The organism is Streptomyces sp. NPDC127092, assembly GCF_042722475.1.
GTDB lineage: Bacteria > Actinomycetota > Actinomycetes > Streptomycetales > Streptomycetaceae > Streptomyces.
Map to the genome: position 1 here is coordinate 16,295 of NZ_JBHXFE010000061.1, position 25,680 is coordinate 41,974.

Here is a 25,680-nt window from a genome sequence, read left to right on the forward strand (position 1 = left end):
CTGTCCGATGGGCTGTGACGTATCCGATAGCGAGGGGTGACAAATGCCGCCGATCGGTAGAAGAGGGTTCATGGCCGGGGCGGGGGCCGCGCTCACGGGCCTCGGTCTCGGTCTCGCGGGGAAGCCGGCGGCCGCCTCCGGAAGCGTCGAGAACACGGAAGCCGCGGAGGCCGGGGAGCCCCGGGAAGCGGCGGAGGGGGCGGAGGCCGTGGAGGCGGTCGAGGCCGACGGTGCCGCGTTCCGCGGCATGTGGATCGCCACCGTCACCAACCGCGACTTCCCCTCCCGGCCCGGACTGGGCGCCGCCGAGCAGCGCGCCGAACTCGTCGCCCTGCTCGACCTGGCCGTACGGCGCCGGATGACCGCCGTCCTGTTCCAGGTCCGGCCCTCCGCCGACGCCCTGTGGCCCTCGCCGTACGAGCCCTGGGCCCAGTGCCTCACCGGCGTCCAGGGCGCCGACCCGGGCTGGGACCCGCTCGGCACGGCCGTCACCGAGGCCCACGCGCGCGGCCTCGAACTGCACGCCTGGTGCAACCCGTACCGCGTCGCGAACCACACCGACCCGGCGCGACTGGCGGAGAACCATCCGGTGCGGCTCCACCCGGAGTGGGCGCTCGCCTATGACGGGCGGCTGCTCTACAACCCGGGCCTGCCGGAGGTCCGGCGGCACGTCCAGGACGCCATGCTCGACGCCGTGAGCCGCTACGACGTCGACGCCCTGCACTGGGACGACTATTTCTACCCGTATCCGGTCGCGGGTCAGCGCCTCGACGACGACGAGGCCTTCGCGCGGCACGGGGCGGGATTCGCCGACCGGGCCGCCTGGCGGCGCAACAACATCGATCTGCTCGTCTCCGAGACGGCCGAACGGATCAGGCAGACCAGGCCCGGCGTCGCCTTCGGCATCAGCCCCTTCGGCGTCTGGCGCCACGCCACCACCGACCCGGCGGGCTCCGACACCGCCCTGGCCGTGCAGACCTACGACGACCTGTACGCCGACACCCGGCGCTGGATCACCGAGCGCTGGATCGACTACGTGATGCCCCAGCTCTACTGGCACATCGGCTTCCCGTCCGCCGACTACGCCAAGCTCGTGCCGTGGTGGGAGCGGACCGCGCGCGGCACCGGCGTACGGCTCTACCTCGGAGAGGCGCTGTACAAGGTGGGCGATCCCGCCCAGCCGGCGGCGTGGCAGGACCCGGGGGAGCTCGCCCGCCACGTGGAACTCGCCCGCCGCTACCCGGGCGTCGGCGGGCACTGCTACTTCGCGGCCCGCGAGGTCGCGAAGGACCCGCTGGGCGCGCTCACCGCCGTCCTCGCCGACGACTGACGCCTGCTCGCTTCCCGTGCGTGTCCGACGGAGCGGCCGCCCGGGGGCTACGTGCTCCCGGGCTCCCCGTGGCGGCGTACGACGGTGTCGGGGCCCGGCGACATCAGGGCCTCGTGACCGTCGTCGTCGAACCTGACGCGGTACGGGGGAGAACCGTTCTCGCCCTTCACCTCAAGGACCTCGGCCGTACGGTCGTGCTGACCGACGGTCCGGCCGTGCACCAGCAGTTTGTCGCCCACGCTCGCACGCATCGGCGTGACCTCCTCGCGGCCGGGTTCGCCCCCGGCTCGTCCTGCTGACGAGCCCGCGTCTGCCTACGTCTGCCATTGTGACCTGGCTCTCAGCTCTTCGCCCGCTGGGTCACCGCGATGCAGACCAGCACCGCCACGGCCGCCGCCGGCGCCGCGGGGGCCAGGTCCTCGCCGAGCACGGTCACCGACCAGAAGAGCGTGAGCAGCGGCTGGGCGAGCTGGAGCTGGCTGGCGCGCGGGATGCCGATCACGGCCATGCCGCGGTACCAGACGTACAGACCGAAGAAGGTGGATCCGGCGGCCACCCACACCAGGCCCGCGACGCCGTGCGCGGTGAGGTGCACCGGCTCGTACGACAGGGCCACGGCCACGCCCGCCGTCATCAGCGGGAGGCACAGCACCAGCGCCCAGCCGATCACCTGCCAGCCCGGCATCAGCCGGGCGAGCCGTCCGCCCTCCGTGTAGCCGGCGGCGCACACCAGCAGGGCCCCGAACAGGTAGAGGTCTCCGGTCGACAGCGCGCCGCCGCTCTGCTGGAGCGTGAAGGCGAGCACGACGACCGCTCCGGACACGGCCGCGATCCAGAACGTACGGGACGGGCGCCGGCCCGTGCGGATCGCGGCGAACGTCGCCGTCGTCAGCGGCAGCAGGCCCACCACGACGGCGGCGTGCGAGGTGGTGGAGGTCTGCAGGGCGAGCGAGGTCAGCAGCGGGAAACCGACCACCACTCCGCCCGCGACGACCGCGAGCCCCGCCCAGTGCCGCCGGTCCGGCAGCGGCACCCGGCCCGCGAGCAGGAAGGCGCCCGCGAGGAGCGCGGCGAGCACCGAGCGGACGGCGACGAGCGACCACGGCCCGAAGCTCTCCAGGCCCCACGCGGTGGACGGGAAGGTCAGCGAGAAGGACACCACTCCGAGCGCGGCGAGCAGGGTGCCGCTCCGCGCGGCCGGAGCGGCACCGCCCCGGGCCTCGGCCGCGGAGGCGGCGCCGGCGGGGGCGGGGCTCGCGGGGGCGGGGCTCGTGGGGGCCGTGCCCGCGGGGGTCCTGCCCGCGAGGGCCGTGCCCGCCGAGGTGGCGACCGCTATCGTGTTCGGAGTAGTAGCGCTATTCTGTGCTGTCATGCACGAGCGTAGCAGTGTCGCCGACCTGGCCAACACCCTGAGAGCGGAGCTCAACCGCTACTCACCCGGAGAGAAGCTGCCGTCGAGCCGGGCCCTCGTCGAGCGCCATCGCGTCTCCCCGGTCACCGTCACCCGCGCACTCGCCCAGCTCGCCGCCGAAGGGCTCGTCGTCACCCGCCCCGGCGCCGGCGCCTACCGGGCCGAACCGCGCGCCGCCGCACCCGCCGCCGGTGACACCTCCTGGCAGGAGCTCGCCCTCAGCGCCGACACCGCCACCGAACTCGTCCCGCGCGCCGTCGACGCCTCCGGCGTCCTCGTCACGCTCGCCGCGCCGCCGCCCGGGGTCGTCGAGTTCAACGGCGGCTACCTCCACCCGTCGCTCCAGCCCGAGCGGGCCCTCGCCGCCGCCCTCGCCCGGGCCGGCCGCAGACCCGGCGCCTGGGGCCGCCCGCCCGCCGACGGACTGCCCGAACTGCGCGAGTGGTTCGCCCGCGAGATCGGCGGCAGCGTCACCGCCGCCGAGATCCTCATCACCGCCGGCGGCCAGTCCGCCATCACCACCGCGCTGCGCGCCCTCGCGCCGCCCGGCACCCCCGTCCTGGTCGAGTCGCCCACCTACCCCGGCATGCTCGCCGTCGCCCGCGCCGCCGGCCTGCGGCCGGTACCCGTGCCCACCGACGCCGACGGCGTCCGGCCCGAGCTGCTCGAAGCGGCGTTCCGCGCCACCGGCGCCCGGGTGTTCGTGTGCCAGCCGCTCTTCCAGAACCCCACCGGCGCCGCACTCGCCGCCGGACGCCGGTCCGCCGTCGTCCGCATCGCCCGCGCCGCCGGCGCCTTCGTCGTCGAGGACGACTTCGCCCGCCGCCTCGTCCACGCCGACGCCGGCCCGCTGCCCGGAACGCTCGCCGCCGACGACCCCGACGGCGTCGTCGTCCACGTCTGCTCCCTCACCAAGATCACCTCGGCGAGCCTCCGGGTCGGCGCGCTCGCCGCCCGCGGACCCGTCCTCGAACGGCTCCGCGCCATCCAGGTCGTCGACAGCTTCTTCGTCCCCCGGCCACTCCAGGAGACCGCCCTCGAACTCGTCGGCTCGCCCGCCTGGAACCGTCATCTGCGTGCCGTCTCCCAGGAGCTGAAGAGCCGTCGCGACACGATGACCGGCGCCCTCGCGCACCACCTGCCCGAGTTCGCCCTGCCGCACATCCCGTCCGGCGGCTACCACCTGTGGCTCCGGCTCCCCGACACCCTCCCCGAAGCCGGTCTGCTCGCGGCCGCCCTGCGCGCCGGAGTCGCCGCCGCTCCCGGCCGCCCCTACTTCTGCGCCGAGCCGCCCGCCGGCCACATCCGGCTGAGTTTCGCGGGTGTCGCGGGCGCCACGGAGATCGCGGAGGGCGTGCGGCGGCTGCGCGCGGCCGTCGACGAGCTCACCGCGTGACCCGCCGGGCGCGCGGAAGGCCCCCGGGGCCGGCCGCGCGCCCGGCCCACGCCCGGGGCACATTCGCCTGACACGGGACGGCGCTCCTGGCAGCCTGTCGCCATGAACCACACCGCCGCCTCCGGCGCCGCCGTCATGCACGGGGCGTACGAGATCTCAGCCGACCCGGCCCGCATAGACGCCGCCCGCGTTCACCACTGGCTCTCCACCGACGCCTACTGGGCCATGGGGCGACCTCGGGAGAAGCAGGACGCGGCCATCGCCGGCTCCCTCAACTTCGGCGCGTACGACCGCGAGAGCGGCGCCATGGCCGCGTACGCCCGGGTCGTCACCGACTACGCCACCTTCGCCTGGCTCTGCGACGTCTACGTCGACCGGAGCGCCCGCGGCACCGGCCTCGGCACCGCCCTCGTCGCCGCGGTCCGCGACCACCTCGAGCCGTACGGGCTGCGCCGCATCATGCTCGCCACCGCCGACGCGCACGGCGTCTACGAGAAGGTCGGTTTCACGCCACTGCAGAATCCGGACAAGTGGATGGCACTCGGACAGCACTGAGCCGGGACCCCTCGCGCCCCCGTCATCGACCCCTTGACCTGCGGGGCCACCGGCCTCACGATCGCGGCCATGGGTCTTCGGGTCACGCTCGTCGCGGCGGCGCGCAGCTCCTCCCTGCTCGCCGAACGCTTCGACGACGACCGGCCGCTCGACGAGGCCGGCTGGTACGAGGTGCAGCTCGCCGCGCCGCGGCTGATTCCGCTCGGTGCCGCCGAGCTCCGCTACTGCTCCCCGACGCCCCGCAGCCGCGCCACCGGCACCGCCCTCGGCTACGCGCCGCTCGCCCAGCCGGCCCTCCGCGACTGCGACATGGGCCGCTGGCGCGGCCTCACCCTGGCCGAGGTGGCCGCGCTCGAACCCGCCGCGGTCGACGCCTGGCTCACCGATCCACGGACCGCGCCACACGGTGGAGAAACGCTTCTGTCGTTCATCACGCGGGTCGGCGGCTGGCTCGACACCCGCCCCGCCGACGACGGCGCCATCGTCGCCGTCGCCGAGCCGGCCGTCGTCCGCGCCGCCCTCGTCTACGCGCTGAAGGCCCCGCCCGCCACGTACTGGAACGTCGACGTGCGCCCGCTGTCCACGGTCACCCTCACCGGCCGCCCCGGACTGTGGCACCTTCAGCTGGCGGCGGCCGTGTCCTGACCGGCTAGCCTGGTGGCACGATGAACCGTCTGACCACGTCATGGGGCACTTTCCCGCTCACCCGCTTCCCCGCCGACCCGCGTGACCCGCTGCGCGCCTGGGACGCGGCGGACGAGTACCTGCTGAACCACCTCGCCGAGTCCGGCACCGGTCTGTCCGGGGCCGTCGCCGTGGTCGGCGACCGGTGGGGCGCGCTGGTCACCGCGCTCGCCGCGGCCCGGACCGCCGCCGGCGCCGGGCAGCTGACGCAGATCTCCGACTCGTACCTCGGGCGGAGCGCCACGGCGGCGAACCTGGCCCGCTCGGGCGCCGCCCCCGACGCGGTCACGCTGCTCACCACCCAGGACCCGCCGCCGGAGCGGGTCGACGTGCTGCTCGTACGGGTGCCCAAGAGCCTCGCGCTCCTGGAGGACCAGCTGCACCGGCTCGCTCCCGCCGTGCACGAGGACACCGTGATCGTCGGCACCGGGATGGTGAAGGAGATCCACACCTCGACGCTGGAGCTGTTCGAGCGGATCCTCGGGCCCACGCGGACGTCGCTGGCGGTGAAGAAGGCCCGGCTCATCCACACGACGCCCGGCGCCGCGGCGGAGCGGCGCGCGGCGGGAGCCAACCCGTGGCCGCTGCGGTACGCGCTGCCGGGCGACGCTCCGGCCGGGCTCGCCGGCCGCACGGTCGTCAACCAGGCGGGCGTGTTCTGCGCCGACCGGCTGGACATCGGGACGCGGTTCTTCCTGAAGCACCTGCCGGCCGGCATCGGACGGGCCCGGGTGGCCGACCTCGGCTGCGGCAACGGGGTCGTCGGGCTCGCCGTCGCCCTCGCCGAGCCCGAGGCCGAGCTGCTGTTCACGGACGAGTCCTACCAGGCGGTCGCCTCGGCCGAGGAGAACTTCCGCACGCACGCCGGGGACGGACGGAAGGCCGAGTTCACCGTGGGCGACGGGCTCGCGGACGTGGCCCCCGAATCGGTCGACCTCGTCCTGAACAACCCGCCGTTCCACAGCCACCAGGCCACGACCGACCACACCGCGCGGCGCATGTTCGCCGACGCCCGCCGGGCCCTGCGGCCCGGCGGGGAGCTGTGGGTGGTCGGCAACCGGCACCTCGGCTACCACGTCACCCTGCGGCGGATCTTCGGCAACAGCGAACTGGTCGCGAGCGACCCGAAGTTCGTGGTCCTGAAGGCCGTGAAGACGGCCGGGAAGCGGACCGGGAAGCGGACCGGGGAGCCGGACGGCGCCCGCTAGGGCACGCGCCCGGCGCGGCAGGGCGGGCAGGGCGCGGCAGGGTCCGGCCCCCGACCCCCGATCCCCAGGCCCCCGGCCCCCGGGTCCGGGCATCAGGCCAGGCTGACCAGCTCCCGGTAGCCCTCGTTCCACAGGTCCTCCTCGGCGTCCGGGAGCAGCAGCACCCGCTCCGGGCGCAGCGCGTCGATCGCGCCCTCGTCGTGGGTGACCATGACGATCGCGCCCGGGTACGTGCCGACGGCGGCCAGGACCTCGTCGCGCGAGGCCGGGTCCAGGTTGTTCGTCGGCTCGTCGAGCAGCAGCACGTTCGCGCCCGAGTGGACCAGGCCCGCGAGCGCGAGCCGGGTCTTCTCGCCACCGGAGAGGACCCCGGCCGGCTTGTCGGCGTCGTCGCCCCGGAAGAGGAAGGCGCCGAGGACGCGACGGACCTCGCCGTCCGTGAGGTGCGGGGCGGCCGCGGCCAGGTTCTCCCGGACCGTGCGGTCCGGGTCGAGCGTCTCGTGCTCCTGGGCGAAGTAGCCGACGCGCAGGCCGTGGCCGTGCACGACGCGACCGGAGTCCGGGGCTTCCTGGCCCGCGAGCAGCCGCAGCAGTGTCGTCTTGCCCGCGCCGTTCAGACCGAGGACGACGAGCCGGGAGCCGCGGTCCACCGCCAGGTCGACGCCGTCGAGGACCGGGCGCCCGCTCCCGTAGCCCTTGGTGAGGGAGACGGCGCCGAGCGGCGTGCGGCCGCACGGGGCCGGCTCCGGCAGCCGGATCCGCGCCACGTGCTCGGCGCGCCGCACGTCCTCCAGGCCGGCCAGGAGCCGGTCGGCGCGGCGGGCCATGCTGCGGGCGGTGACCGAGGTCGACGTGCGGGCCTTCATCTTGTCCGCCTGCGCGTGGAGCGCGGCCGCCTTGCGCTCGGCGTTGGCGCGCTCGCGGGTGCGGCGGCGCTCGTCGGCCTCCCGCTGGGTGAGGTAGGCGGCCCAGCCGGTGTTGTGGACGTCGATGGCCGCCCGCTGCGGGTCGAGGTGGAAGACCCGGTTGACGGTCGCCTCGATGAGGTCGAGGTCGTGACTGATGACGACCAGACCGCCCTGGTGGGCGGCGAGATGGCCGCGCAGCCAGCCGACCGAGTCGGCGTCGAGGTGGTTGGTCGGCTCGTCGAGCAGCAGGGTGCCCTCGCGGCCGTGCCCGGCGAAGAGGATCCGGGCCAGCTCGACGCGGCGCTTCTGACCGCCGGAGAGCGTGCCGACCGGCCGCCCCATGGCCTCGGCGGGCAGCCCGAGCCCCGCGGCCACGCGTGCCGCCTCGGCCTCGGCCGCGTAACCGCCGCACGCCTCGAAGGCCGCCTCGGCGCGGGCGTAGGCGTCCATCGCGCGGTCGTCGGCGTGCTCGGCGAGCCGCTCGGCGGCCTCGCGCAGGCGCCGCACGGCGACGTCCATGCCGCGGGCGGACAGGATCCGGTCGGTGACCGTCACGGCGGGATCGGCGGCGCGGGAGTCCTGCGCCAGGTGCGCCACGGGACCGGTGCGCAGCACGCTGCCGGCGGCCGGGGCGCGCAGCCCGGCCAGGGTGTGGAGGAGGGTCGTCTTGCCGGCGCCGTTGCGGCCGACGAGCCCGACGCGGTCGCCGGGCGCGATGTGGAAGGAGACGCCGGACAGGAGGAGGCGGGCGCCGACGCGCACGTCGACACCACGAACGGTGATCATGGGATTACGCTCCGAACAAGCTCAAGGACACACGGATGGCGTGGAAGTGGGTCCTTGGCTAGGAAATTCGGGGCGTAGACATGTGCTCCAGGCTACGGGGACGGGGCGGCCGGACGCATCCGGTTTTCTCCCGGAGCGGCCTGGTCGCCTTCCGCTGCTCCCCGCCGGGTGGCTCCGGCCGCCTTCCCGGCGGCTCCCGGAAAGCACCTCACTGCTCGGGAAAGCGCAGGCCGAGGGCCCGGACCCGGTCCTCGCCCGTCGTGATGGCGAGCACCGCTATCCGCCCCTCGCGCAGGGTGAACGCGACCGCCGTGACCGGCCGTCCGCCGTCGAAGGCGACCGCCCCGAGCGCGCCGCCGACCAGCGCCGCGCGGGCCGTCCGTCCCGTGTGCCGGGACAGCGCGGACGCGGCTCCCTCGGCGACGGCGGGCGCGCCGACGGCCGTGCCGTGCTCCGAGCGTGCGACGACCTGGGGGTGGAGGACGGCGGCGAGCGCGCGCGGATCCCGGTGGTGCACCGCGCTCAGGAACACGTCCACGACGGCCCGGTCCCGCGCGGGGTCCCCGGCGCGGCGCGCGGGCAGAAAGGTCTCCTCGTCCATCGGGTCTCACTCCTGGTGTGCCGGGGGCGGGTCGGTGCCGTGAGGCCGGCTGCTGCGGGCCGCTGCGGTCGGTGCACAGGAGTGACGTCGTGGTGCACGCCGATGTGACACGGCGCCGGCCGGGGCAGGCGAGGGGGCTTTGCATAAACCTGCGCTCGTGCGTATAGTCATGCCATCCATGAGGAGGGTTTCGATGACGGTACGAGCAGCAGTCGCGGGCGCGAGCGGATACGCGGGCGGAGAGCTCCTGCGCCTCCTCCTGGCCCATCCCCACGTCGAGATCGGCGCCCTGACCGGCCACTCCAACGCCGGCCAGCGGCTCGGCGGACTGCAGCCGCACCTGCTGCCGCTCGCCGACCGGATCCTGGAGGAGACCACCGCCGAGGCCCTCGCCGGGCACGACGTCGTCTTCCTCGCCCTGCCGCACGGCCAGTCCGCCGCCGTCGCCGAACAGCTCGGCCCGGACACCCTCGTCGTCGACATGGGCGCCGACTTCCGGCTGAAGGACCCGGTCGACTGGGAGGCCTTCTACGGCTCCCCGCACGCCGGCACCTGGCCGTACGGCCTCCCCGAACTGCCGGGCGCCCGCGCCGCGCTGGAGGGGTCCAAGCGCATCGCGGTGCCCGGTTGCTACCCCACCGCCGTCTCCCTCGCGCTCTTCCCCGCGTACGCGAACGGGCTCGCCGAGGCGGAGGCCGTGATCGTCGCCGCCTCCGGCACCTCCGGCGCCGGCAAGGCCGCCAAGCCGCACCTGCTCGGCAGCGAGGTCATGGGCAGCATGTCCCCATACGGCGTCGGCGGCGGCCACCGCCACACACCCGAGATGATCCAGAACCTCAGCGAGGCGGCGGGCGAGCGGGTCACCGTCTCCTTCACCCCCACCCTCGCGCCGATGCCCCGCGGCATCCTCGCCACCTGCTCGGCCACCGCCAGGCCCGGCGTGACCGGCGAGACCCTGCGCACCGCGTACGAGAAGGCCTTCGCGGACGAGCCGTTCGTCCACCTGCTCCCCGAGGGGCAGTGGCCCGCCACGGCCTCCGTCTACGGCTCCAACGCGGTGCAGATCCAGGTCGCCCACGACCCGGCGGCGAACCGGATCATCGTGATCAGCGCCATCGACAACCTCACCAAGGGCACCGCCGGCGGCGCGGTGCAGAGCATGAACATCGCCCTCGGACTTCCCGAGACGACCGGACTTTCCACGATGGGAGTCGCTCCATGAGTGTCACCGCAGCGAAGGGATTCACGGCCGCGGGCATCGCGGCCGGGATCAAGGAGAACGGCAACCCGGACCTGGCCCTCGTGGTCAACACCGGGCCGCGCCGCGCCGCCGCGGGAGTCTTCACCTCCAACCGTGTCAAGGCCGCGCCCGTCCTCTGGTCCCAGCAGGTCCTCGCCGACGGCGAGCTGACCGCCGTCGTCCTCAACTCCGGCGGCGCCAACGCCTGCACCGGCCCGAAGGGCTTCCAGGACACCCACGCCACCGCCGAGAAGGTCGCCGACGTCCTCACCGCGAGCGGCACGGAGACCGGCGCGGGCGAGGTCGCCGTCGCCTCCACCGGACTCATCGGCGTCCTGCTCCCCATGGACAAGCTCCTGCCCGGCGTGGAGAAGGCCGCGGCCGAGCTCTCCGTCCACGGCGGCGAGAAGGCCGCCATCGCCATCAAGACCACCGACACCGTCCACAAGACCGCCGTGGCGGCCAAGGACGGCTGGACCGTCGGCGGCATGGCCAAGGGCGCGGGCATGCTCGCCCCCGGCCTCGCCACCATGCTCGTCGTCCTCACCACCGACGCCGACGTCGACGCCAAGGGCCTCGACGCCGCGCTGCGGCAGGCCACCCGGCTCACCTTCGACCGGGTCGACTCCGACGGCTGCATGTCCACCAACGACACCGTCCTGCTGCTCGCCTCCGGAGCCTCCGGCGTCACCCCCGCCCAGGACGAGTTCGCCCAGGCCGTCCAGGAGGTGTGCGCCGACCTGGCCCGCCAGCTCATCGGCGACGCCGAGGGCGCCAGCAAGGACATCCGCATCGAGGTGATCAACGCGGCCACCGAGGACGACGCCGTCGAGGTCGGCCGGTCCATCGCCCGCAACAACCTCCTCAAGTGCGCCATCCACGGCGAGGACCCCAACTGGGGCAGGGTGCTCTCCGCCATCGGCACCACCTCCGCCGCCTTCGAGCCGGACCGGCTCAACGTCGCCATCAACGGCGTCTGGGTGTGCAGGAACGGCTCCGTCGGCGAGGACCGCGAGCTCGTCGACATGCGGTACCGGGAGGTCGTCATCACCGCCGACCTGGCCGCCGGCACCGAGTCCGCCGTCATCTGGGCCAACGACCTCACCGCCGACTACGTCCACGAGAACAGCGCCTACTCGTCATGACCAACGCCACGCGGAAGCACACCGCGCTCCCCAAGGCCCAGACGCTCATCGAGGCGCTGCCCTGGCTCACCCGGCACCGCGGCAAGACCGTCGTCATCAAGTTCGGCGGCAACGCCATGATCGACGAGGATCTCAAGGCCGCGTTCGCCCAGGACGTCGTCTTCCTGCACCACGCCGGCCTCAGGCCGGTCGTGGTGCACGGCGGCGGCCCCCAGATCAGCGCGGCGCTCGACCAGGCCGGCCTGGTCAGCGAGTTCAAGGCCGGCCTGCGGGTCACCACGCCCGAGGCCATGGACGTCGTACGGATGGTGCTCGCCGGCCAGGTCCAGCGCGAGCTCGTCGGCCTGCTCAACCGGCACGGCCCGCTCGCCGTCGGCATCACCGGCGAGGACGCCCACACCATCACCGCCGCGCAGCACCGGCCGCTCATCGAGGGCGAGCAGGTCGACATCGGCCGGGTCGGCGAGATCACCGCCATCGACACCGGCGCCATCCAGGCGCTCCTCGACGACGGACGCATCCCCGTCGTCTCCTCCATCGCCCGCTCCCAGGACGACGACCATGTCTACAACGTCAATGCTGATACGGCGGCTGCGGCACTCGCTGCTGCGCTGGGCGCCGAGACGCTGATGGTCCTGACCGACGTCGAGGGCCTCTACGAGGACTGGCCCCACAGCGACGAGGTCATCAGCCGGCTCACCGCGAGCCAGCTGGAGAAGCTGCTGCCCGAGCTCTCCAGCGGCATGGTGCCGAAGATGGAGGGCTGTCTGCACGCCGTGCGCAACGGCGTCACCACGGCCCGCGTCATCGACGGCCGGGTCCAGCACTCCATCCTGCTGGAGATCTTCACCGACGAGGGCATCGGCACGATGGTCGTGCCGGACGGACAGGGGGACCGATGACCGGCAACACGGAGCTGACCCGGCGGTGGCAGGGTTCGCTCATGGACAACTACGGCACGCCCCGGCTGCCGCTGGTCCGCGGCGAGGGCGCCAGGGTCTGGGACGCCGACGGCAAGGAGTACCTCGACTTCGTCGGCGGCATCGCCGTCAACGCGCTCGGCCACGCCCACCCGGCCGTCGTCGAGGCCGTGTCGAAGCAGATCGCGTCCCTCGGCCACGTCTCCAACCTGTTCGTCGCCGAGCCGCCCGTCGCGCTCGCCGAGCGGCTCCTGAGCCTCTTCGGCCGGCCCGGCAAGGTCTTCTTCTGCAACTCGGGCGCCGAGGCCAACGAGGCCGCGTTCAAGATCGGCCGGCTCACCGGCCGCTCCCACATGGTCGCCACCGACGGCGGCTTCCACGGCCGGACCATGGGTTCCCTCGCGCTCACCGGCCAGCCCGCCAAGCAGACGCCCTTCCTGCCGCTGCCCGGCGACGTCACCCACGTCCCGTACGGCGACGTGGAGGCGCTGCGGGCCGCGGTCACCGAGGACACCGCCTTCGTGATCATCGAGCCGGTCCAGGGCGAGAACGGCGTCGTCGTCCCGCCGCCCGGCTACCTCAGGGCCGCCCGGGAGATCACCCGCGCCACCGGCACCCTGCTCGTCCTCGACGAGGTGCAGACCGGCATCGGCCGCTGCGGCCACTGGTTCGAACACCAGGCCCACGAAGGCGTCGAGCCCGACGTCGTGACCCTCGCCAAGGGCCTCGGCGGCGGACTGCCGCTCGGCGCGACCGTCGCCTTCGGCAAGGCCGCGGAGCTCTTCGCGCCCGGCCACCACGGCACCACCTTCGGCGGCAACCCGGTCGCCTGCGCCGCCGGACTCGCCGTCCTGGACACCCTCGGCGCCGACGCGGCCCTCGACCACGTGAAGGCGGTCGGGGAGCGGCTGCGCCAGGGAATCGAGGCTCTGGGCCACCCGCTGGTCTCCCACGTCCGTGGTGCGGGCCTCCTGCTGGGTATCGTGCTCACCGGGCCCCTCGCACCCCAGGTGCAGCAGGCGGCCCAGGACGCCGGCCTCCTGGTCAACGCGCCCGCCCCCGACGTCGTACGGATCATGCCTCCGCTGGTCCTCACCGACGCCGAGGCGGACGCCTTCCTCCAGGCGCTGCCCGGGGTCCTGGACGAGGCGAACGGGCAAGGACGAACCGGAGAATGAGACGACGATGACCGACGCGCAGGAGAACGAGCACGGCGGGCCGTCCGTTCCGCAGACCCGCACCGCACGCCACCGCAGGATCGTCGACATCCTCAACCGGCAGCCGGTGCGCTCGCAGAGCCAGCTCGCCAAGCTCCTCGCCGACGACGGGCTGAGCGTCACCCAGGCGACGCTCAGCCGCGACCTCGACGAGCTCGGCGCGGTGAAGATCCGCAACACCGGCGGAGAGCTCATCTACGCCGTGCCCAGCGAGGGCGGCTTCCGCACTCCGCAGGCGCCGCTCGGCGAGTCCGCCAAGGAGGAGCGCATGCGGCGCCTCTCCGGCGAACTGCTGATCTCCGCCGAGGCCTCCGCCAACCTGGTGGTGCTCCGCACGCCGCCGGGCGCCGCGCAGTTCCTCGCGTCGGCCATCGACCAGGCCGAACTCCACGCGATCCTCGGCACCATCGCGGGCGACGACACGCTGCTGCTCATCTCCCGCGACCCGGTCGGCGGCCAGGCGCTCGCCGACCACCTGCTCCGCCTCGCGCAGAAGGAACGCTAGGAAGTTCCGGAACGGGCCCCTCAGGGCCCCTGCCTCAGTACCGCGTGATCGCCGTCGGCCCGCCCCGCGTGCCGACGGCGATGTGCGGCCGGCGGCCCGGGTCCGCCCAGGCGAGGATCCGGCGCATCGCGCCCGCCGGCACGGACACGCATCCGGCCGTGGCCCCGCGGCCGTTGACGTGCAGGAAGATCCCGGCGCCGCGCCCGCGCACCGGACGGTCGTAGTTGAACCCGATCACCAGCGCGTGCGCGTACTGCGCCCGGTACGCGACGAGGTGCTCGGCCTCGGCGGCCCGGCAGTCCCGGGGCAGCCCCTCGACCCAGCGGTTGTACGCGCGTGACCCGTTGTCCTGGCACCACCAGGACCGGTCCGTCACCCGCGCGTAGCGGTAGGCGGTCCCGGTGGGCGCCGGTGCGATCCCGAAGGCGTACGGCAGGCCGTACAGGCCGGTCGGCGTGGTGTTCGTGCCCTGCCGCCGGGTCGTGCCCTCGGCGAGCCCCTTCGCCCCGAACCGCGCGGGCGCCGACCCCGCCTTCACCCACCTCCGGCCGCGCCGGTCCCACCACGAGACGGTGCCCGTCGTGGCGGCCGGATCCGCGGCCTCGGCGGTGATCAGCTGCGAGCCGCCGCCGGTGTCCGCCATCCGCTCCGGGAGCGGTACGGGCCCGGGCGCGGCGGCCAGCGCCGCGGCCAGGGCCCCGAGTGCGAGAAGGGTGCGCATGGCGCGACGCTAGGCGCCGGGCGGGCCCGTCGCGAGGCTACTGGGCCGGGTGGGGGAGCGGCGGCAGCGGCAGCGGCAGACCGGGCAGCCCGTCGATGCTGGACGCGATGTGCTCCTTCTTGGCGAAGTACGCGTCGAGCGAGGCGTCGTCCTCCCGCGCGAAGCGCTTCGCGTGCAGGTCGCGGTCCTCGTCGTAGGTCATGAACGGCACGGCGTAGCCGCAGGTGTCCCGCACGAGTTCGGCGTGCACGACGACGATCGCCCGCAGTCCGTGCGGCTCCGGGTCGATCCGGTCGAAGTGCCCCATGAGCTCCGCCCAGCGCGGGTCGTCGCGGAACACCGGCTCCCCGCGTCCGTGGATCCGCACGATGTTCGGCGGCCCCTGGAAGGCACACCACATGAGCGTGATCCGCCCGTTCTCCCGGAGGTGTGCCACGGTCTCGGCGTTGGACCCGGCGAAGTCCAGGTAGGCGACGGTGTGTTCGTCGATGACGGCGAAGGAGCCGGACAGCCCCTTGGGGGAGAGGTTGATGGTGCCGTCACCCGCGAGCGGCGCGGTCGCGGTGAAGAAGACCGGCTGGTCCTCGATGAAGGCGCGGAGACGTCCGTCGATGCGTTCATACGTTTTTCCCATGGCGCCATTCTCGTGACGAGAGCCCGGCCTTCGTCGCGCGGGTCGCTCAGGTCCGCCAGAACCTGCTGGGGCCGCCCTGCGAACGCGGTGCCGGTTCCTCGATGCCGAGGGCGCTGCGGACCCGTAGGCGAAGGACCGGATCGGGGTCGTCGAGCAGCCGCCGAACCGTCTTCTCGTACGCCGCCGAGCCGTGCTCGCGCAGCAGGAGCAGCGCCCGGACGCGGACGTGCGGCGGCCGGCCCGGGCCGGTGCGGCGCAGGAACTCCTCCTCCGGCAGGCGGTCCGCCCAGGGCAGCAGGGCGCGGGCGGCCTCCCGTACGACGCCCGCCGCGGGGTCGTCGAGCAGGGGCAGCAGCCGGGTGAAGTCGGCGACCTCGAACGTGCGCAGGCCGGCGACGGCGGAGGAACGGACCAACGCCCGCTCGTGCCCGGTCAGTTCCCACAGCGCCTCCGCGTCCCGCTTCGGGTCGCCGCACTCGGCGAGTCCGAGCGGCGCCCGGTCGGGCACGGTCGCGGGATCCGCGCAGGCGGCCCGGTAGAGCGCCACGGGGTCGTGGCCGTCCTGGCGGAGCACCCACCGGGCGCAGGCCCGCACCATCCCCGACCGGTCGTGCAGGAACGGTTCGGCCTCGGCGGCCCGGCCGGCCTTCCGCAGTGCGGTGACCCCGGCCGAGCGCACCCGGCCGGAGCGGGCGGCGAGCAGCAGGGGCAGGGTGTCGTCGGGGACGCCCGCGGCGAGGGCCGCGGTGGCGGCGATGTCCTGGACGGCCATGTCGCCGTCGTACGCGGCGGTGCGGGCCAGCTCGGCGGGGGTGAGCAGCCCGCGCTCGACGGCGATGCCGAAGGCGAACCGCCGGGTGGTCCGGTCCTGGCTCAGGAGCAGGGCGGAGACGGTGGCGGCCGGCGCGGCGCGCAGCGCCTCGTCGAGGAGCGCGGCCGCCGTCCCGCCGCGCATCCGGCGCCGGATCCGGAGGATCACCGGGGCGGTGAGCGCCAGCGTGCCGGAGTCCGCCCCGCGCAGGGCTTCGGCGAGGACGGTCTCGGCCTTCTCGCGCACGGGAGCGGCCCAGTCGGTGGTGCGGATCGCGACGAGCGGCAGCACGGCGGGCCGCCCGGCGGCATGGGGGAGGGCGGCCTCCCGGATCAGCCCGCTGGGGTCGCACAGGGCGAGCGCGAGCCCCGCCTCCGTGGGCGCCGGGGAGCGCAGCACCGCCCGCAGGGCGGCGGGGAGCCGGCCCGTGCTCGTCCAGGGGTGCGCCGGGCGCTCGATCTCGCCGTAGCCGATCGCGATGCGGATGCCCTCGTCCAGCGCGGTCCACGCCTCCGGGCGCGTCACGTCCACGACGCGGGCGAGCTTCCGCGCGCCGCTCGCCAGCCCTCGTATCGCCGCGTCCAGCGGTGTGTCCTCGCTCCTCATGCGCGGAGCGTAGAGCCCGCGCGTCCCCTCCTGCCTGGGGTTTTCCACCGCTTCCGGCACCTCGTTGACAAAACATACGGAGGACTGCATAGTTATACCCATCAGTGGTTGGAAGGTTAGGAGAAACCCGTGACCGAGCGCGTCGTACTCGCCTACTCGGGCGGTCTGGACACCTCCGTCGCCATCGGCTGGATCGCCGAGGAGACGGGTGCCGAGGTCATCGCCGTCGCCGTGGACGTCGGCCAGGGCGGCGAGGACCTGGACGTCATCCGCAAGCGCGCGCTCGCCTGCGGTGCGGTCGAGGCCGAGGTCGCGGACGCCAAGGACGAGTTCGCCGACGAGTACTGCCTCCCGGCGATCAAGGCCAACGCCCTCTACATGGACCGCTACCCGCTGGTCTCCGCCCTCTCCCGGCCGGCCATCGTCAAGCACCTGGTCGCCGCCGCGAAGAAGCACGGCGCCTCGATCGTCGCCCACGGCTGCACCGGCAAGGGCAACGACCAGGTGCGCTTCGAGGCCGGCATCCAGGCCCTCGGCCCGGACCTGAAGTGCATCGCCCCGGTCCGTGACTACGCGATGACCCGCGACAAGGCCATCGCCTTCGCCGAGAAGGCGAACCTGCCGATCGCGACCACCAAGAAGTCCCCGTACTCCATCGACCAGAACGTCTTCGGCCGCGCCATCGAGACCGGCTTCCTCGAGGACATCTGGAACGCCCCGATCGAGGACATCTACGAGTACACCCAGAACCCGGCGGTCGCCCGCGAGGCCGACGAGGTCGTCATCTCCTTCAAGGAGGGCGTCCCGGTCGCCATCGACGGCAAGCCCGTCACCGTCCTCCAGGCCATCCAGCAGCTCAACGAGCGCGCCGGCGCCCAGGGCATCGGCCGGATCGACATGGTCGAGGACCGCCTCGTCGGCATCAAGTCCCGCGAGGTGTACGAGGCTCCCGGCGCGATCGCCCTGATCACCGCCCACCAGGAGCTGGAGAACGTCACCGTCGAGCGCGAGCTGGCCCGCTACAAGCGGCAGGTCGAGCAGCGCTGGGGCGAGCTCGTCTACGACGGCCTGTGGTTCTCCCCGCTGAAGCGCGCCCTGGACGGCTTCATCAACGAGGCCAACCAGCACGTCACCGGCGACATCCGGATGACCCTGCACGGCGGCCGCGCCGTCGTCACCGGCCGGAAGTCCGCGGAGTCGCTCTACGACTTCAACCTCGCCACCTACGACACCGGCGACACGTTCGACCAGTCGAAGGCCCAGGGCTTCATCGACATCTTCGCCCTCTCCGCGAAGATCGCCGCGAAGCGTGACCTCGCCTGAGCGCGACTCGTTCGACAGCCGCCTCCCCGATCGTTCCCTCGGCGGGGAGGCGGCCGCACATCCAGAGACTGTCCTGAGGAGCACAGCAGTGAGCAGCAACAACGGTGACGTCCGGCTCTGGGGCGGCCGGTTCGCCGACGGCCCCGCCGAGGCCCTGGCGAAGCTGTCCGCGTCCGTCCACTTCGACTGGCGGCTCGCGCCGTACGACATCGCCGGTTCCCGTGCCCACGCGCGCGTGCTCCACAAGGCCGGTCTCCTCACGGAGGACGAGCTCACCCGCATGCTGGCCGGTCTCGACCAGCTGGAGGCGGACGTCGCCGACGGTTCCTTCGTGGGCACCATCGCCGACGAGGACGTCCACACCGCCCTGGAGCGCGGTCTCCTGGAGCGCCTCGGCGCCGAGCTCGGCGGCAAGCTGCGGGCCGGCCGGTCCCGCAACGACCAGGTCGCCACGCTCTTCCGGATGTACCTGCGCGACCACGCCCGGATCATCGGCGGGCTGATCGCGGACCTCCAGGACGCCCTCGTCGGCCTCGCCGAGGCGCACCCGGACGTCGCCATGCCGGGCCGGACCCACCTCCAGCACGCCCAGCCGGTGCTCTTCGCCCACCACGTCCTCGCCCACGTCCAGGCGCTCAGCCGGGACGCCGAGCGGCTGCGGCAGTGGGACACCCGGACCGCCGTCTCGCCGTACGGCTCCGGCGCGCTCGCCGGTTCCTCGCTCGGGCTCGACCCGGAGGCGGTCGCCAAGGACCTCGGCTTCGAGCGGGGCTCGGCGGGCAACTCCATCGACGGCACCGCCTCGCGGGACTTCGTCGCCGAGTTCGCCTTCATCACGGCGATGATCGGGGTGAACCTCTCCCGGATCGCGGAGGAGATCATCATCTGGAACACGAAGGAGTTCTCCTTCGTGACCCTGCACGACGCCTTCTCCACCGGCTCGTCGATCATGCCGCAGAAGAAGAACCCGGACATCGCCGAGCTGGCCCGGGGCAAGTCCGGCCGGCTCATCGGCAACCTGTCCGGTCTGATGGCGACGCTGAAGGCGCTGCCGCTCGCCTACAACCGTGACCTCCAGGAGGACAAGGAGCCGGTCTTCGACTCCTGCGACCAGCTGGAGGTCCTGCTGCCCGCCTTCACCGGCATGATGGCGACGCTCACCGTCAACCGGGAGCGCATGGAGGAGCTGGCCCCGGCGGGCTTCTCGCTCGCGACGGACATCGCCGAGTGGCTGGTCAAGCAGGGCGTGCCGTTCCGGGTGGCGCACGAGGTGGCCGGCGAGTGCGTCAAGGTCGCCGAGGCGGAGGGCAAGGAGCTGGACGAGCTGACGGACGAGCAGTTCGCCAAGATCTCCGAGCACCTCACCCCCGAGGTCCGCACGGTCCTCAACGTCCCCGGCGCCCTCGCCTCCCGCAACGGCCGGGGCGGCACGGCCCCCTCGGCGGTCGCCGCCCAGCTGGTCGAGGTCAAGGCGGATCTGGTGATCCAGCACGCCTGGGCCACCGCCAAGAACTGAATCGCACCCCCTAGAGCGCCGCCGCCCAGTCCGCGAGCGCGTCGAAGTCCGGCCGGAGCAGCCCGAGCCGGGGGTCGACGTGCAGCAGCAGGGCGGCGGCCAGGTGGTTCTGCTCCACGTACTCGTGGTCGTACGACGTGATGTCGTCGTCCACCCACGCGAACGGCCGCCCCTGCGCGTACTCCAGGATGTACTGGGTCTTCCAGAACGTTCCGCGCGGGGCGGCCCCGTGCATTTTCGGCCAGTCGACGAACGGCAGCTCGGGCAGCCCGAGCTGCGGCCCGATCCACACGTTCGCCTCGCCCTTCCACGTCGTCGCCCACACCAGCTCGTACGCGTCCGCCAGCGCGAGCAGCTCCCGGCCGTGGTCGGGGTTGAGCCACACGCGCAGCGGCCTGTTCTCGAACCAGCCGTCCGGCCGCATCCGGTGGGTCCTGTACCCCTCGGGCCGGCGCTCGGCCTGGGCGGCGTACGGGTTCAGCGGCCCGTCCACGTCGATCAGCAGCAGCGGCTTCGTCATGTCCACAGCATTCCTGTCCCGCCCCATGTGAGGCATCGAAATTTCGCGTGAGACATTCATGTCTCAAGCGGTGTATGGTTGTCTCATGTCAGTCAACCGCACCCAGGTGCTCCACGCCGCCGCAGCCCTGCTCTCCCGCAAGGCGACCGCCACCATGGACGAGGTCGCGCGGGCCGCCGGGATCGGCCGGGCCACGCTGCACCGGCACTTCGCCGGGCGGGACGCGCTGGTGCGGGCGCTCGAGCAGATGTGCATCGAGGAGACCGAGGCCGCGCTCGACGCGGCCCGGATCGACGAGGGGCCGGCCGACGAGGCCGTACGCCGGCTGATCGGCGCCTCGGAGCCCGTCGCACCGCTGCTGGCCTTCCTCGTCACCGAGAACCAGCTCTTCGAGGGCGACCAGCAGAACGCGGGCTGGGCCCGCCTCGACGCCCGGATCGCCGGACTCTTCCGGCGCGGCCAGGAAGAGGGCGTCTTCCGGATCGACCTGACCCCCGCCTGGCTCAGCGAAGCCTTCTACGGGCTCGTCGGCTCGTGCGCCTGGGCCGTCGCCGACGGGCGGGTCGCCGCCAAGGACTACCAGTACATGATCGCCGAGCTGCTGCTCGGCGGAGCGCGCAGGAGCGTGGAGAAGTGATCACCGACAGCGTCACGAGGGCGAAGCAGCTCGAAAGCCATACCGAGGGCGTGCGCCGTCCCGGCCGGTGGCTCGCCCTCGCCGTGCTCGTCCTGGCCGTGCTGCTCGTGGCGGTCGACGCCACGGTGCTCGGTCTGGCGACCCCCTTCCTCTCCGAGGACCTCAAGCCGTCCGGCACCCAGCTGCTGTGGATCGGCGACGTCTACTCCTTCGTCATCGCCGGCCTGCTGGTCTCCATGGGCAGCCTCGGCGACCGCATCGGCCGCAAGAAGCTGCTGCTCAGCGGAGCCGTCGCCTTCGGTGCCGTCTCCGTGCTCAACGCCTACGCCAGCAGCCCCGAGATGATGATCGTGGCCCGCGCCCTGCTCGGTGTCGCCGGCGCCACCCTCATGCCGTCCACCCTCGCCCTGATCCGCAACCTCTTCCACGACCCGCGCGAGCGCAGCCTCGCCATCGGCATCTGGGGCGCCATGGCCTCGGCCGGTGCCGCCGTGGGCCCGGTCGTCGGCGGATTCCTGCTGGAGCACTTCTGGTGGGGCTCGGTCTTCCTCATCAACCTGCCCGTCATGGCCGTCCTGGTCCTCGTCGGCGCCCGGCTCATCCCCGAGTCGAAGAACCCGCGCCCGGGCCCCTGGGACCTGCCCAGCGTCGGCCTCTCGCTCGTCGGCATGATCGGCGTCGTCTACGCGGTCAAGGAGCTGGCCGCTCACGGCGTCACCGTGGACGTCGCCGTTGCCGCCCTCCTCGGGGCCGGCGCGCTGACCTGGTTCGTCCGCCGCCAGCTCCGGCTGCCGGCCCCGCTCCTGGACATGCGCCTGTTCCGCAACCGCGGCTTCTCCGGTGCCGTCCTGGCCGACCTGCTGACCATCCTCGGCCTGTCCGGGCTGGTGTTCTTCCTGTCCCAGTTCTTCCAGCTGGTCCAGGGCCGCCAGCCGCTGGAGGCCGGGCTCGCCGAACTGCCCGCCGCCATCGGCGCGGTGACGGCCGGTCTGGTCGCGGGCAACGTCGCCCGCCGGTTCTCCGTGCGGTCCGTCGTCGCCGGCGGTCTCGCCGCCATCGGTCTCGCCCTCGCGGTGCTGACCACGCTCGGACAGACGACGGGCTACCCGCTGCTCGGCGCGAGCCTCCTCGTCGTCGGCGTCGGCGCGGGCTTCGCGTTCACCGTCACCGCCGACGTGATCCTCTCCAGCGTCCCCAAGGAGCAGGCCGGTGCCGCGTCCGCGGTCTCCGAGACGGCGTACGAGCTGGGCGCGGCCCTCGGCATCGCGGTGCTCGGCTCCATCGTCACCGGCGTCTACCGGAGCTTCACCACCCCGGCCGGCGTCCCGGCGGACACCGCCGCCGCCGCCCACGACTCGCTCGGCGGCGCCGTCGAGGCCTCCGCGGGCCTCGACCCGGCCCAGGCCGGCGCGCTGGTCTCGGCCGCCCAGGACGCCTTCGTCGACGGGCTGCGCATCGCGGCCGGCGCCGGCGCGGCGGTCCTCCTCGCGACCGCGGTCGCGGCCTGGTTCCTGCTGCGCGGCCAGAAGCTGGCCGACGGCGTCGAGCACTGACGCCCGCCGGTACGCGCGAAGGGCGCCCCCGATCCACGGGGGCGCCCTTTCGCGTGGCCGGCGTCAGACGGCCGGACGGGCGTTACGCGGCTTCCTTCGCCTTGGTGGCGTACATGTCGACGTACTCCTGGCCCGACAGCCGCATGACCTCGGCCATCACCGAGTCCGTCACCGCCCGCAGCACGTACCGGTCGCGGTCCATGCCGTCGTAGCGGGAGAACTCCATCGGCTCGCCGAAGCGGACCGTCACCCGGCCCGGGCGCGGGAAGCCCGCACCGCCCGGCTGGACCTTGTCGGTGCCGATCATCGCGAACGGCACCACCGGCGCGCCCGTCATCAGGGTGAGCCGGGCGATGCCGGTGCGGCCCCGGTAGAGGCGGCCGTCGGGGGAGCGGGTGCCCTCCGGGTAGATCGAGAAGATCTTGCCCTCCTCCAGGACCCGGCGTCCGGTCATCAGCGCGGCCACACCGCCGCGGCCGCCGTCGCGGTCCACCGGGATCATGCCGACGCTGGTGAAGAACCAGGCCATCAGCCGGCCCTTGACGCCCTTGCCCGTCACGTACTCGTCCTTGCCGATGAAGAACACCTGGCGGTCCAGGCAGATCGGCATGATCATCGAGTCGATGAAGGTCAGGTGGTTCCCCGCGAGGATCACCGGCCCGGTGCCCGGGACGTTCTCGGCGCCCTCGACGCGCGGGCGGAACATGAGGCGCAGGACCGGACCGAGGACGGCCTTCACGATCGCGAGACGGGACAACGGTTCCTCCGGTGTCGGGCGGGCGGCTCGTGCGGAGCCGACAAGTGCAGATCGCGACGATACTCGCGGGTCACGGCGCGTCGCACATCGGGTTCACGGAGTGGATACGCGGTGTTGACGTGTGTTTCCGCCATGTTCCCCGCAGGTCTGCCGTTCGTAGGGGGTCTTTGCCTAGCGTCGGGACGGTAGTTGACAGGTGCGGGACATCACACGGGACATCACCATCGAAGGAGTGTTCATGACACAGCCCGAGCGCCGGACCCCGGCCCGACGAGCCGTCCTCGGAGCCGCCGGAGCAGCCGTCCTCGGCGGCTCGACCGTCCTCGCCGGAGGCACCGCGCAGGCCGTGCAGTCCGCCGTCGCCGCCGACACCGACCCGGGGGCCGGGGCCGCGGGCCGGGGGCACGGCTATCGCTCGCTGCCCGTCCCCACCGTCATCGCCCACCGCGGCGCCAGCGGCTACCGCCCCGAGCACACCCTCGGCTCCTACCAGCTCGCCCTCGACATGGGCGCCCACGTCGTCGAACAGGACCTCGTCCCCACCCGGGACGGCCACCTGGTCTGTCGCCACGAGAACGACATCACCGGCACGACCGACGTGGCCGACCACCCGGAGTTCGCCGCCCGCCGCACCACCAAGACCGTCGACGGCACCACCCTCACCGGCTGGTTCACCGAGGACTTCACGCTCGCCGAGCTCAAGACCCTCCGGGCCAAGGAGCGCATTCCGGCCACCCGCCAGGAGAACACCCTCTACGACGGCCGCTGGACGGTCCCCACCTTCGAGGAGGTGCTGCGCTGGGCCGAGGAGGAGGGCCGCCGCCGCGGCCGCGAGGTCTGGCTCCACGTCGAGACCAAGCACCCCACCTACTTCCGCTCCCTCGGCCTCGGCCTCGAGGAGCGGCTCGCCCGGCTCCTGCGCCGTTACGGCCGCCACCGCGCGCACTCCCCGGTCTTCCTCCAGTCCTTCGAGCCCAGCAGCATCCAGCGCCTGGCCCGCCTCGTGGACGCCCCGCGCGTCGTGCTGCTCTCCGCCGCGAGCAGCCGCCCCTGGGACTTCGTCCAGGCCGGCGACCCGCGCACCGTCGCCGACCTCGTGAAGCCCGAGGGCCTGCGCTGGATCGCCTCGTACGCGCAGGGCATCGGCCCCACCCTCGACCTGATCCTGCCCCGCGACGCGAGCGGACGGCTCGGCGCCGAGACCACCCTGGTGCGCGACGCGCACGCCGAGGGCCTGATCCTCCACCCGTACACCCAGCGCAACGAGAACACCTTCCTGCCGGCCGAGTACCGGCGGGGCACCGACCCCCAGGCGTACGGCGACGCCTTCGGCGCCCTCCGGCGGTTCTTCGCCACCGGGATCGACGGGATCTTCTCCGACAACGCCGACACGGCGCTGCTCGCGGCGGCGGACTTCCGCGACCGCTGACCCCGCCCGGGCCCGTCCCGGCTCGGTCCGCCGGACACCCTCCCGTCCTCGCGCGGCCCGGCCGTACCCCCGACCGGGTGGTTTACGGCCGGGCCCGCAACCGGGCCCGGACCGCCCCGCATCGTGCCGGGCATGACCTCCCGCGAAACCCTCCTCGCCACCCTCACGCCGCTGCTCGCCGCCGAGTCCCGGGCGGAGGCGCCGGCCGCCGGCGTCGAGGCCGGAGACCTCGAACAGGCCGTCTGGCTGCGGCTCCTGGAGCGCCTCCAGGAGGAGGGCGCCCCCGAGCACCCCGCCGACTGGCTGCGCCGTGCCGTACGGACCGAGGCCCGCCGCGCCCGCCGGGCCCGCCTCCGGGAACGGCCCTACCACGACGAACCGGCCCACGAGGCCGGACGGTCGCCCGAGAGCCACGCCCTGGTCGCCGAGCGCCGCCGCGCGCTGCGCGCCGCCGTCCGCCGCACACCCGGCCACTGCCCGCGGCTGCTCACCGCGATGCTCCATCCCGGCGACCCCACCTACCGGGAAATCGCAGGGGCGTTGGGTATCTCACAGGGGAGTCTGGGGCCGATGCGTTCCCGTTGCCTGGGATGCCTGCGCAGAATGCTGGCTGCGGAGGTTCCCGGCGCGGGCGCGCGGGGAAGGGTGCCGTAGACCCACGGCGGACCAGATGAGCGGGAGGCATGCGCACATGGGCATGAGCGTGACCATCTCAGCGGCGGACGCGACGCAGGACGCGGAGAGCATCCTGAAGCTGCAGTACCTCTGCTACCAGCGCGAGGCCGAGATCTACCAGGACTGGTCGATCGAGCCGCTGACCCAGTCGCTGGACGCCCTGCGCGCCGAACTCGGCGAGGGCCGCGCCTTCGTCGCCCGCCTCGGCGACGAGATCGTCGCGTCCGTGCGCGGCCGGCTCGACGAGGACGGCACCGTACGCATCGCCAAGCTCATCGTCCACCCGCGCATGCAGCGGCACGGCATCGGCGGCCGGCTCCTCGACGCCATCGAAAGCCACTACGCGGCCGAGCCCGCCCCGGCCGCCAAGCGCTTCCAGCTCTTCACCGGCCACCGCAGCGAGGGCAACCTGCGGCTCTACCGCAGCAAGGGCTACGCGCAGGTCGCCACCCACGAGGTGGGCCCGAAGCTCACCCTGGTCACCCTGGAGAAGGCCGCCTAGTGACCTGGTTCGGAGATCCTGTCGCAGTAGCGGCAGATGCGGTCGAGGATCTGGTCGGCGGTCTTGGTCCATGTGAAGGGCCGGGCGTCG

The 25,680-nt window shown here is 73.5% G+C and carries 26 protein-coding genes; 17 read left to right on the plus strand and 9 right to left on the minus strand.

The window, feature by feature from the left end; all coding sequences use genetic code 11:
• The first annotated feature begins 70 nt into the window (after nucleotides 1–70).
• A complete protein-coding gene (locus ACFWJO_RS34385) occupies nucleotides 71–1,330 on the plus strand; it encodes a glycoside hydrolase family 10 protein (RefSeq protein ID WP_386871659.1) in 1,260 nt (419 codons plus the stop codon).
• A gap of 47 nt (nucleotides 1,331–1,377) precedes the next feature.
• On the opposite strand, the gene ACFWJO_RS34390 is transcribed toward ACFWJO_RS34385, so the two are convergent.
• A complete protein-coding gene (locus ACFWJO_RS34390; RefSeq protein ID WP_386871661.1) occupies nucleotides 1,378–1,581 on the minus strand; it encodes a DUF1918 domain-containing protein in 204 nt (67 codons plus the stop codon).
• Nucleotides 1,582–1,670: 89 nt separating this feature from the next.
• Entirely contained in the window at nucleotides 1,671–2,702 is a 1,032-nt protein-coding gene (locus tag ACFWJO_RS34395; protein WP_386871663.1) for a DMT family transporter, read from the minus strand.
• On the opposite strand from ACFWJO_RS34395, the gene ACFWJO_RS34400 reads away from it, so the two are divergent.
• From ACFWJO_RS34400 to ACFWJO_RS34415, 4 genes are all read left to right on the plus strand, one after another.
• Nucleotides 2,701–4,137, plus strand: coding sequence for a PLP-dependent aminotransferase family protein (locus tag ACFWJO_RS34400; protein ID WP_386871665.1), 1,437 nt, complete (start codon nucleotides 2,701–2,703; stop codon nucleotides 4,135–4,137). The genes ACFWJO_RS34395 and ACFWJO_RS34400 overlap by 2 nt on opposite strands.
• 102 nt (nucleotides 4,138–4,239) lie before the next feature.
• A complete protein-coding gene (locus ACFWJO_RS34405; RefSeq protein WP_386871667.1) occupies nucleotides 4,240–4,692 on the plus strand; it encodes a GNAT family N-acetyltransferase in 453 nt (150 codons plus the stop codon).
• A gap of 69 nt (nucleotides 4,693–4,761) precedes the next feature.
• Entirely contained in the window at nucleotides 4,762–5,337 is a 576-nt protein-coding gene (locus ACFWJO_RS34410) for a histidine phosphatase family protein (RefSeq protein WP_384416439.1), read from the plus strand.
• Between the two features lie 20 nt (nucleotides 5,338–5,357).
• Entirely contained in the window at nucleotides 5,358–6,584 is a 1,227-nt protein-coding gene (locus tag ACFWJO_RS34415) for a methyltransferase (RefSeq protein ID WP_386871669.1), read from the plus strand.
• Between the two features lie 92 nt (nucleotides 6,585–6,676).
• Here the strand turns inward: ACFWJO_RS34415 and ACFWJO_RS34420 are convergent, their stop codons facing one another.
• Nucleotides 6,677–8,278, minus strand: coding sequence for an ABC-F family ATP-binding cassette domain-containing protein (locus ACFWJO_RS34420; RefSeq protein WP_386871671.1), 1,602 nt, complete (start codon nucleotides 8,276–8,278; stop codon nucleotides 6,677–6,679).
• A gap of 208 nt (nucleotides 8,279–8,486) precedes the next feature.
• A complete protein-coding gene (locus ACFWJO_RS34425) occupies nucleotides 8,487–8,879 on the minus strand; it encodes a hypothetical protein (protein WP_386871673.1) in 393 nt (130 codons plus the stop codon).
• Between the two features lie 193 nt (nucleotides 8,880–9,072).
• Between ACFWJO_RS34425 and argC the strand changes: the two genes are divergently transcribed.
• From argC to ACFWJO_RS34450, 5 genes are read left to right on the plus strand one after another with little or no spacing between them, the layout of a single operon-like run.
• A complete protein-coding gene (gene argC, locus ACFWJO_RS34430) occupies nucleotides 9,073–10,101 on the plus strand; it encodes an N-acetyl-gamma-glutamyl-phosphate reductase (protein ID WP_386871675.1) in 1,029 nt (342 codons plus the stop codon).
• A complete protein-coding gene (gene argJ / locus ACFWJO_RS34435) occupies nucleotides 10,098–11,264 on the plus strand; it encodes a bifunctional glutamate N-acetyltransferase/amino-acid acetyltransferase ArgJ (protein ID WP_384416453.1) in 1,167 nt (388 codons plus the stop codon). The genes argC and argJ overlap by 4 nt, the downstream gene beginning before the upstream one ends.
• A complete protein-coding gene (argB, locus tag ACFWJO_RS34440; protein ID WP_386871677.1) occupies nucleotides 11,261–12,166 on the plus strand; it encodes an acetylglutamate kinase in 906 nt (301 codons plus the stop codon). The genes argJ and argB overlap by 4 nt, the downstream gene beginning before the upstream one ends.
• A complete protein-coding gene (locus ACFWJO_RS34445; RefSeq protein WP_386871679.1) occupies nucleotides 12,163–13,362 on the plus strand; it encodes an acetylornithine transaminase in 1,200 nt (399 codons plus the stop codon). The genes argB and ACFWJO_RS34445 overlap by 4 nt, the downstream gene beginning before the upstream one ends.
• A 7-nt stretch (nucleotides 13,363–13,369) precedes the next feature.
• The gene (locus ACFWJO_RS34450) at nucleotides 13,370–13,906 is read left to right on the plus strand and encodes an arginine repressor (protein ID WP_046911235.1); all 537 of its coding nucleotides are present in this window, start codon (nucleotides 13,370–13,372) and stop codon (nucleotides 13,904–13,906) included.
• Between the two features lie 34 nt (nucleotides 13,907–13,940).
• Here the strand turns inward: ACFWJO_RS34450 and ACFWJO_RS34455 are convergent, their stop codons facing one another.
• Genes ACFWJO_RS34455 through ACFWJO_RS34465 form a run of 3 tightly spaced genes read right to left on the minus strand, consistent with a single transcriptional unit; the run spans nucleotide 13,941 to nucleotide 16,678 of the window.
• A complete protein-coding gene (locus ACFWJO_RS34455; protein ID WP_386871681.1) occupies nucleotides 13,941–14,627 on the minus strand; it encodes a L,D-transpeptidase in 687 nt (228 codons plus the stop codon).
• 37 nt (nucleotides 14,628–14,664) lie between these two features.
• A complete protein-coding gene (locus ACFWJO_RS34460; RefSeq protein ID WP_386871683.1) occupies nucleotides 14,665–15,261 on the minus strand; it encodes a pyridoxamine 5'-phosphate oxidase family protein in 597 nt (198 codons plus the stop codon).
• Between the two features lie 46 nt (nucleotides 15,262–15,307).
• Nucleotides 15,308–16,678 (minus strand): hypothetical protein, encoded by a 1,371-nt coding sequence (locus tag ACFWJO_RS34465; RefSeq protein ID WP_386871685.1) that lies wholly within the window; start codon nucleotides 16,676–16,678, stop codon nucleotides 15,308–15,310.
• Nucleotides 16,679–16,807: 129 nt separating this feature from the next.
• On the opposite strand from ACFWJO_RS34465, the gene ACFWJO_RS34470 reads away from it, so the two are divergent.
• Together ACFWJO_RS34470 and argH are read left to right on the plus strand one after the other, a co-directional pair.
• On the plus strand, nucleotides 16,808–18,001 hold the full coding sequence (locus ACFWJO_RS34470) for an argininosuccinate synthase (protein WP_386871687.1): 1,194 nt from the start codon (nucleotides 16,808–16,810) through the stop codon (nucleotides 17,999–18,001).
• A gap of 88 nt (nucleotides 18,002–18,089) precedes the next feature.
• Nucleotides 18,090–19,517, plus strand: a complete 1,428-nt coding sequence (gene argH, locus ACFWJO_RS34475; protein ID WP_386871689.1) for an argininosuccinate lyase — start codon at nucleotides 18,090–18,092, stop codon at nucleotides 19,515–19,517.
• A gap of 10 nt (nucleotides 19,518–19,527) precedes the next feature.
• On the opposite strand, the gene ACFWJO_RS34480 is transcribed toward argH, so the two are convergent.
• Complete coding sequence (locus ACFWJO_RS34480; protein WP_386871691.1) at nucleotides 19,528–20,037, minus strand: HAD domain-containing protein; 510 nt, start codon at nucleotides 20,035–20,037, stop codon at nucleotides 19,528–19,530.
• A gap of 85 nt (nucleotides 20,038–20,122) precedes the next feature.
• Between ACFWJO_RS34480 and ACFWJO_RS34485 the strand changes: the two genes are divergently transcribed.
• Together ACFWJO_RS34485 and ACFWJO_RS34490 are read left to right on the plus strand one after the other, a co-directional pair.
• Nucleotides 20,123–20,674, plus strand: coding sequence for a TetR/AcrR family transcriptional regulator (locus ACFWJO_RS34485; protein WP_386871693.1), 552 nt, complete (start codon nucleotides 20,123–20,125; stop codon nucleotides 20,672–20,674).
• Nucleotides 20,671–22,227, plus strand: a complete 1,557-nt coding sequence (locus ACFWJO_RS34490; RefSeq protein ID WP_386871695.1) for an MFS transporter — start codon at nucleotides 20,671–20,673, stop codon at nucleotides 22,225–22,227. The genes ACFWJO_RS34485 and ACFWJO_RS34490 overlap by 4 nt, the downstream gene beginning before the upstream one ends.
• An 82-nt stretch (nucleotides 22,228–22,309) precedes the next feature.
• Here ACFWJO_RS34490 and ACFWJO_RS34495 read toward each other — a convergent pair whose 3' ends face one another.
• Nucleotides 22,310–22,984 (minus strand): lysophospholipid acyltransferase family protein, encoded by a 675-nt coding sequence (locus ACFWJO_RS34495; protein WP_386871697.1) that lies wholly within the window; start codon nucleotides 22,982–22,984, stop codon nucleotides 22,310–22,312.
• Nucleotides 22,985–23,222: 238 nt separating this feature from the next.
• Between ACFWJO_RS34495 and ACFWJO_RS34500 the strand changes: the two genes are divergently transcribed.
• The 3 genes from ACFWJO_RS34500 (at nucleotide 23,223) to ACFWJO_RS34510 (ending at nucleotide 25,590) form a co-directional block, all read left to right on the plus strand.
• Nucleotides 23,223–24,413, plus strand: coding sequence for a glycerophosphodiester phosphodiesterase (locus ACFWJO_RS34500; RefSeq protein ID WP_386871699.1), 1,191 nt, complete (start codon nucleotides 23,223–23,225; stop codon nucleotides 24,411–24,413).
• A gap of 132 nt (nucleotides 24,414–24,545) precedes the next feature.
• A complete protein-coding gene (locus ACFWJO_RS34505) occupies nucleotides 24,546–25,067 on the plus strand; it encodes a sigma-70 family RNA polymerase sigma factor (protein ID WP_386871701.1) in 522 nt (173 codons plus the stop codon).
• Nucleotides 25,068–25,104: 37 nt separating this feature from the next.
• Nucleotides 25,105–25,590 (plus strand): GNAT family N-acetyltransferase, encoded by a 486-nt coding sequence (locus tag ACFWJO_RS34510; protein WP_386871703.1) that lies wholly within the window; start codon nucleotides 25,105–25,107, stop codon nucleotides 25,588–25,590.
• The last annotated feature ends 90 nt before the right edge of the window (nucleotides 25,591–25,680 follow it).

What these genes read in the sequence shown, in the direction of transcription:
- ACFWJO_RS34385 (WP_386871659.1), top strand. Translation starts at nt 71, where the DNA reads ATGGCCGGGGCGGGGGCCGCGCTCACGGGCCTCGGTCTCGGTCTCGCG.
- ACFWJO_RS34390 (WP_386871661.1), bottom strand. Translation starts at nt 1,581, where the DNA reads ATGCGTGCGAGCGTGGGCGACAAACTGCTGGTGCACGGCCGGACCGTC.
- ACFWJO_RS34400 (WP_386871665.1), top strand. Translation starts at nt 2,701, where the DNA reads ATGCACGAGCGTAGCAGTGTCGCCGACCTGGCCAACACCCTGAGAGCG.
- ACFWJO_RS34395 (WP_386871663.1), bottom strand. Translation starts at nt 2,702, where the DNA reads ATGACAGCACAGAATAGCGCTACTACTCCGAACACGATAGCGGTCGCC.
- ACFWJO_RS34405 (WP_386871667.1), top strand. Translation starts at nt 4,240, where the DNA reads ATGAACCACACCGCCGCCTCCGGCGCCGCCGTCATGCACGGGGCGTAC.
- ACFWJO_RS34410 (WP_384416439.1), top strand. Translation starts at nt 4,762, where the DNA reads ATGGGTCTTCGGGTCACGCTCGTCGCGGCGGCGCGCAGCTCCTCCCTG.
- ACFWJO_RS34415 (WP_386871669.1), top strand. Translation starts at nt 5,358, where the DNA reads ATGAACCGTCTGACCACGTCATGGGGCACTTTCCCGCTCACCCGCTTC.
- ACFWJO_RS34420 (WP_386871671.1), bottom strand. Translation starts at nt 8,278, where the DNA reads ATGATCACCGTTCGTGGTGTCGACGTGCGCGTCGGCGCCCGCCTCCTC.
- ACFWJO_RS34425 (WP_386871673.1), bottom strand. Translation starts at nt 8,879, where the DNA reads ATGGACGAGGAGACCTTTCTGCCCGCGCGCCGCGCCGGGGACCCCGCG.
- argC (WP_386871675.1), top strand. Translation starts at nt 9,073, where the DNA reads ATGACGGTACGAGCAGCAGTCGCGGGCGCGAGCGGATACGCGGGCGGA.
- argJ (WP_384416453.1), top strand. Translation starts at nt 10,098, where the DNA reads ATGAGTGTCACCGCAGCGAAGGGATTCACGGCCGCGGGCATCGCGGCC.
- argB (WP_386871677.1), top strand. Translation starts at nt 11,261, where the DNA reads ATGACCAACGCCACGCGGAAGCACACCGCGCTCCCCAAGGCCCAGACG.
- ACFWJO_RS34445 (WP_386871679.1), top strand. Translation starts at nt 12,163, where the DNA reads ATGACCGGCAACACGGAGCTGACCCGGCGGTGGCAGGGTTCGCTCATG.
- ACFWJO_RS34450 (WP_046911235.1), top strand. Translation starts at nt 13,370, where the DNA reads ATGACCGACGCGCAGGAGAACGAGCACGGCGGGCCGTCCGTTCCGCAG.
- ACFWJO_RS34455 (WP_386871681.1), bottom strand. Translation starts at nt 14,627, where the DNA reads ATGCGCACCCTTCTCGCACTCGGGGCCCTGGCCGCGGCGCTGGCCGCC.
- ACFWJO_RS34460 (WP_386871683.1), bottom strand. Translation starts at nt 15,261, where the DNA reads ATGGGAAAAACGTATGAACGCATCGACGGACGTCTCCGCGCCTTCATC.
- ACFWJO_RS34465 (WP_386871685.1), bottom strand. Translation starts at nt 16,678, where the DNA reads ATGAGGAGCGAGGACACACCGCTGGACGCGGCGATACGAGGGCTGGCG.
- ACFWJO_RS34480 (WP_386871691.1), bottom strand. Translation starts at nt 20,037, where the DNA reads ATGACGAAGCCGCTGCTGCTGATCGACGTGGACGGGCCGCTGAACCCG.
- ACFWJO_RS34485 (WP_386871693.1), top strand. Translation starts at nt 20,123, where the DNA reads ATGTCAGTCAACCGCACCCAGGTGCTCCACGCCGCCGCAGCCCTGCTC.
- ACFWJO_RS34500 (WP_386871699.1), top strand. Translation starts at nt 23,223, where the DNA reads ATGACACAGCCCGAGCGCCGGACCCCGGCCCGACGAGCCGTCCTCGGA.
- ACFWJO_RS34505 (WP_386871701.1), top strand. Translation starts at nt 24,546, where the DNA reads ATGACCTCCCGCGAAACCCTCCTCGCCACCCTCACGCCGCTGCTCGCC.
- ACFWJO_RS34510 (WP_386871703.1), top strand. Translation starts at nt 25,105, where the DNA reads ATGGGCATGAGCGTGACCATCTCAGCGGCGGACGCGACGCAGGACGCG.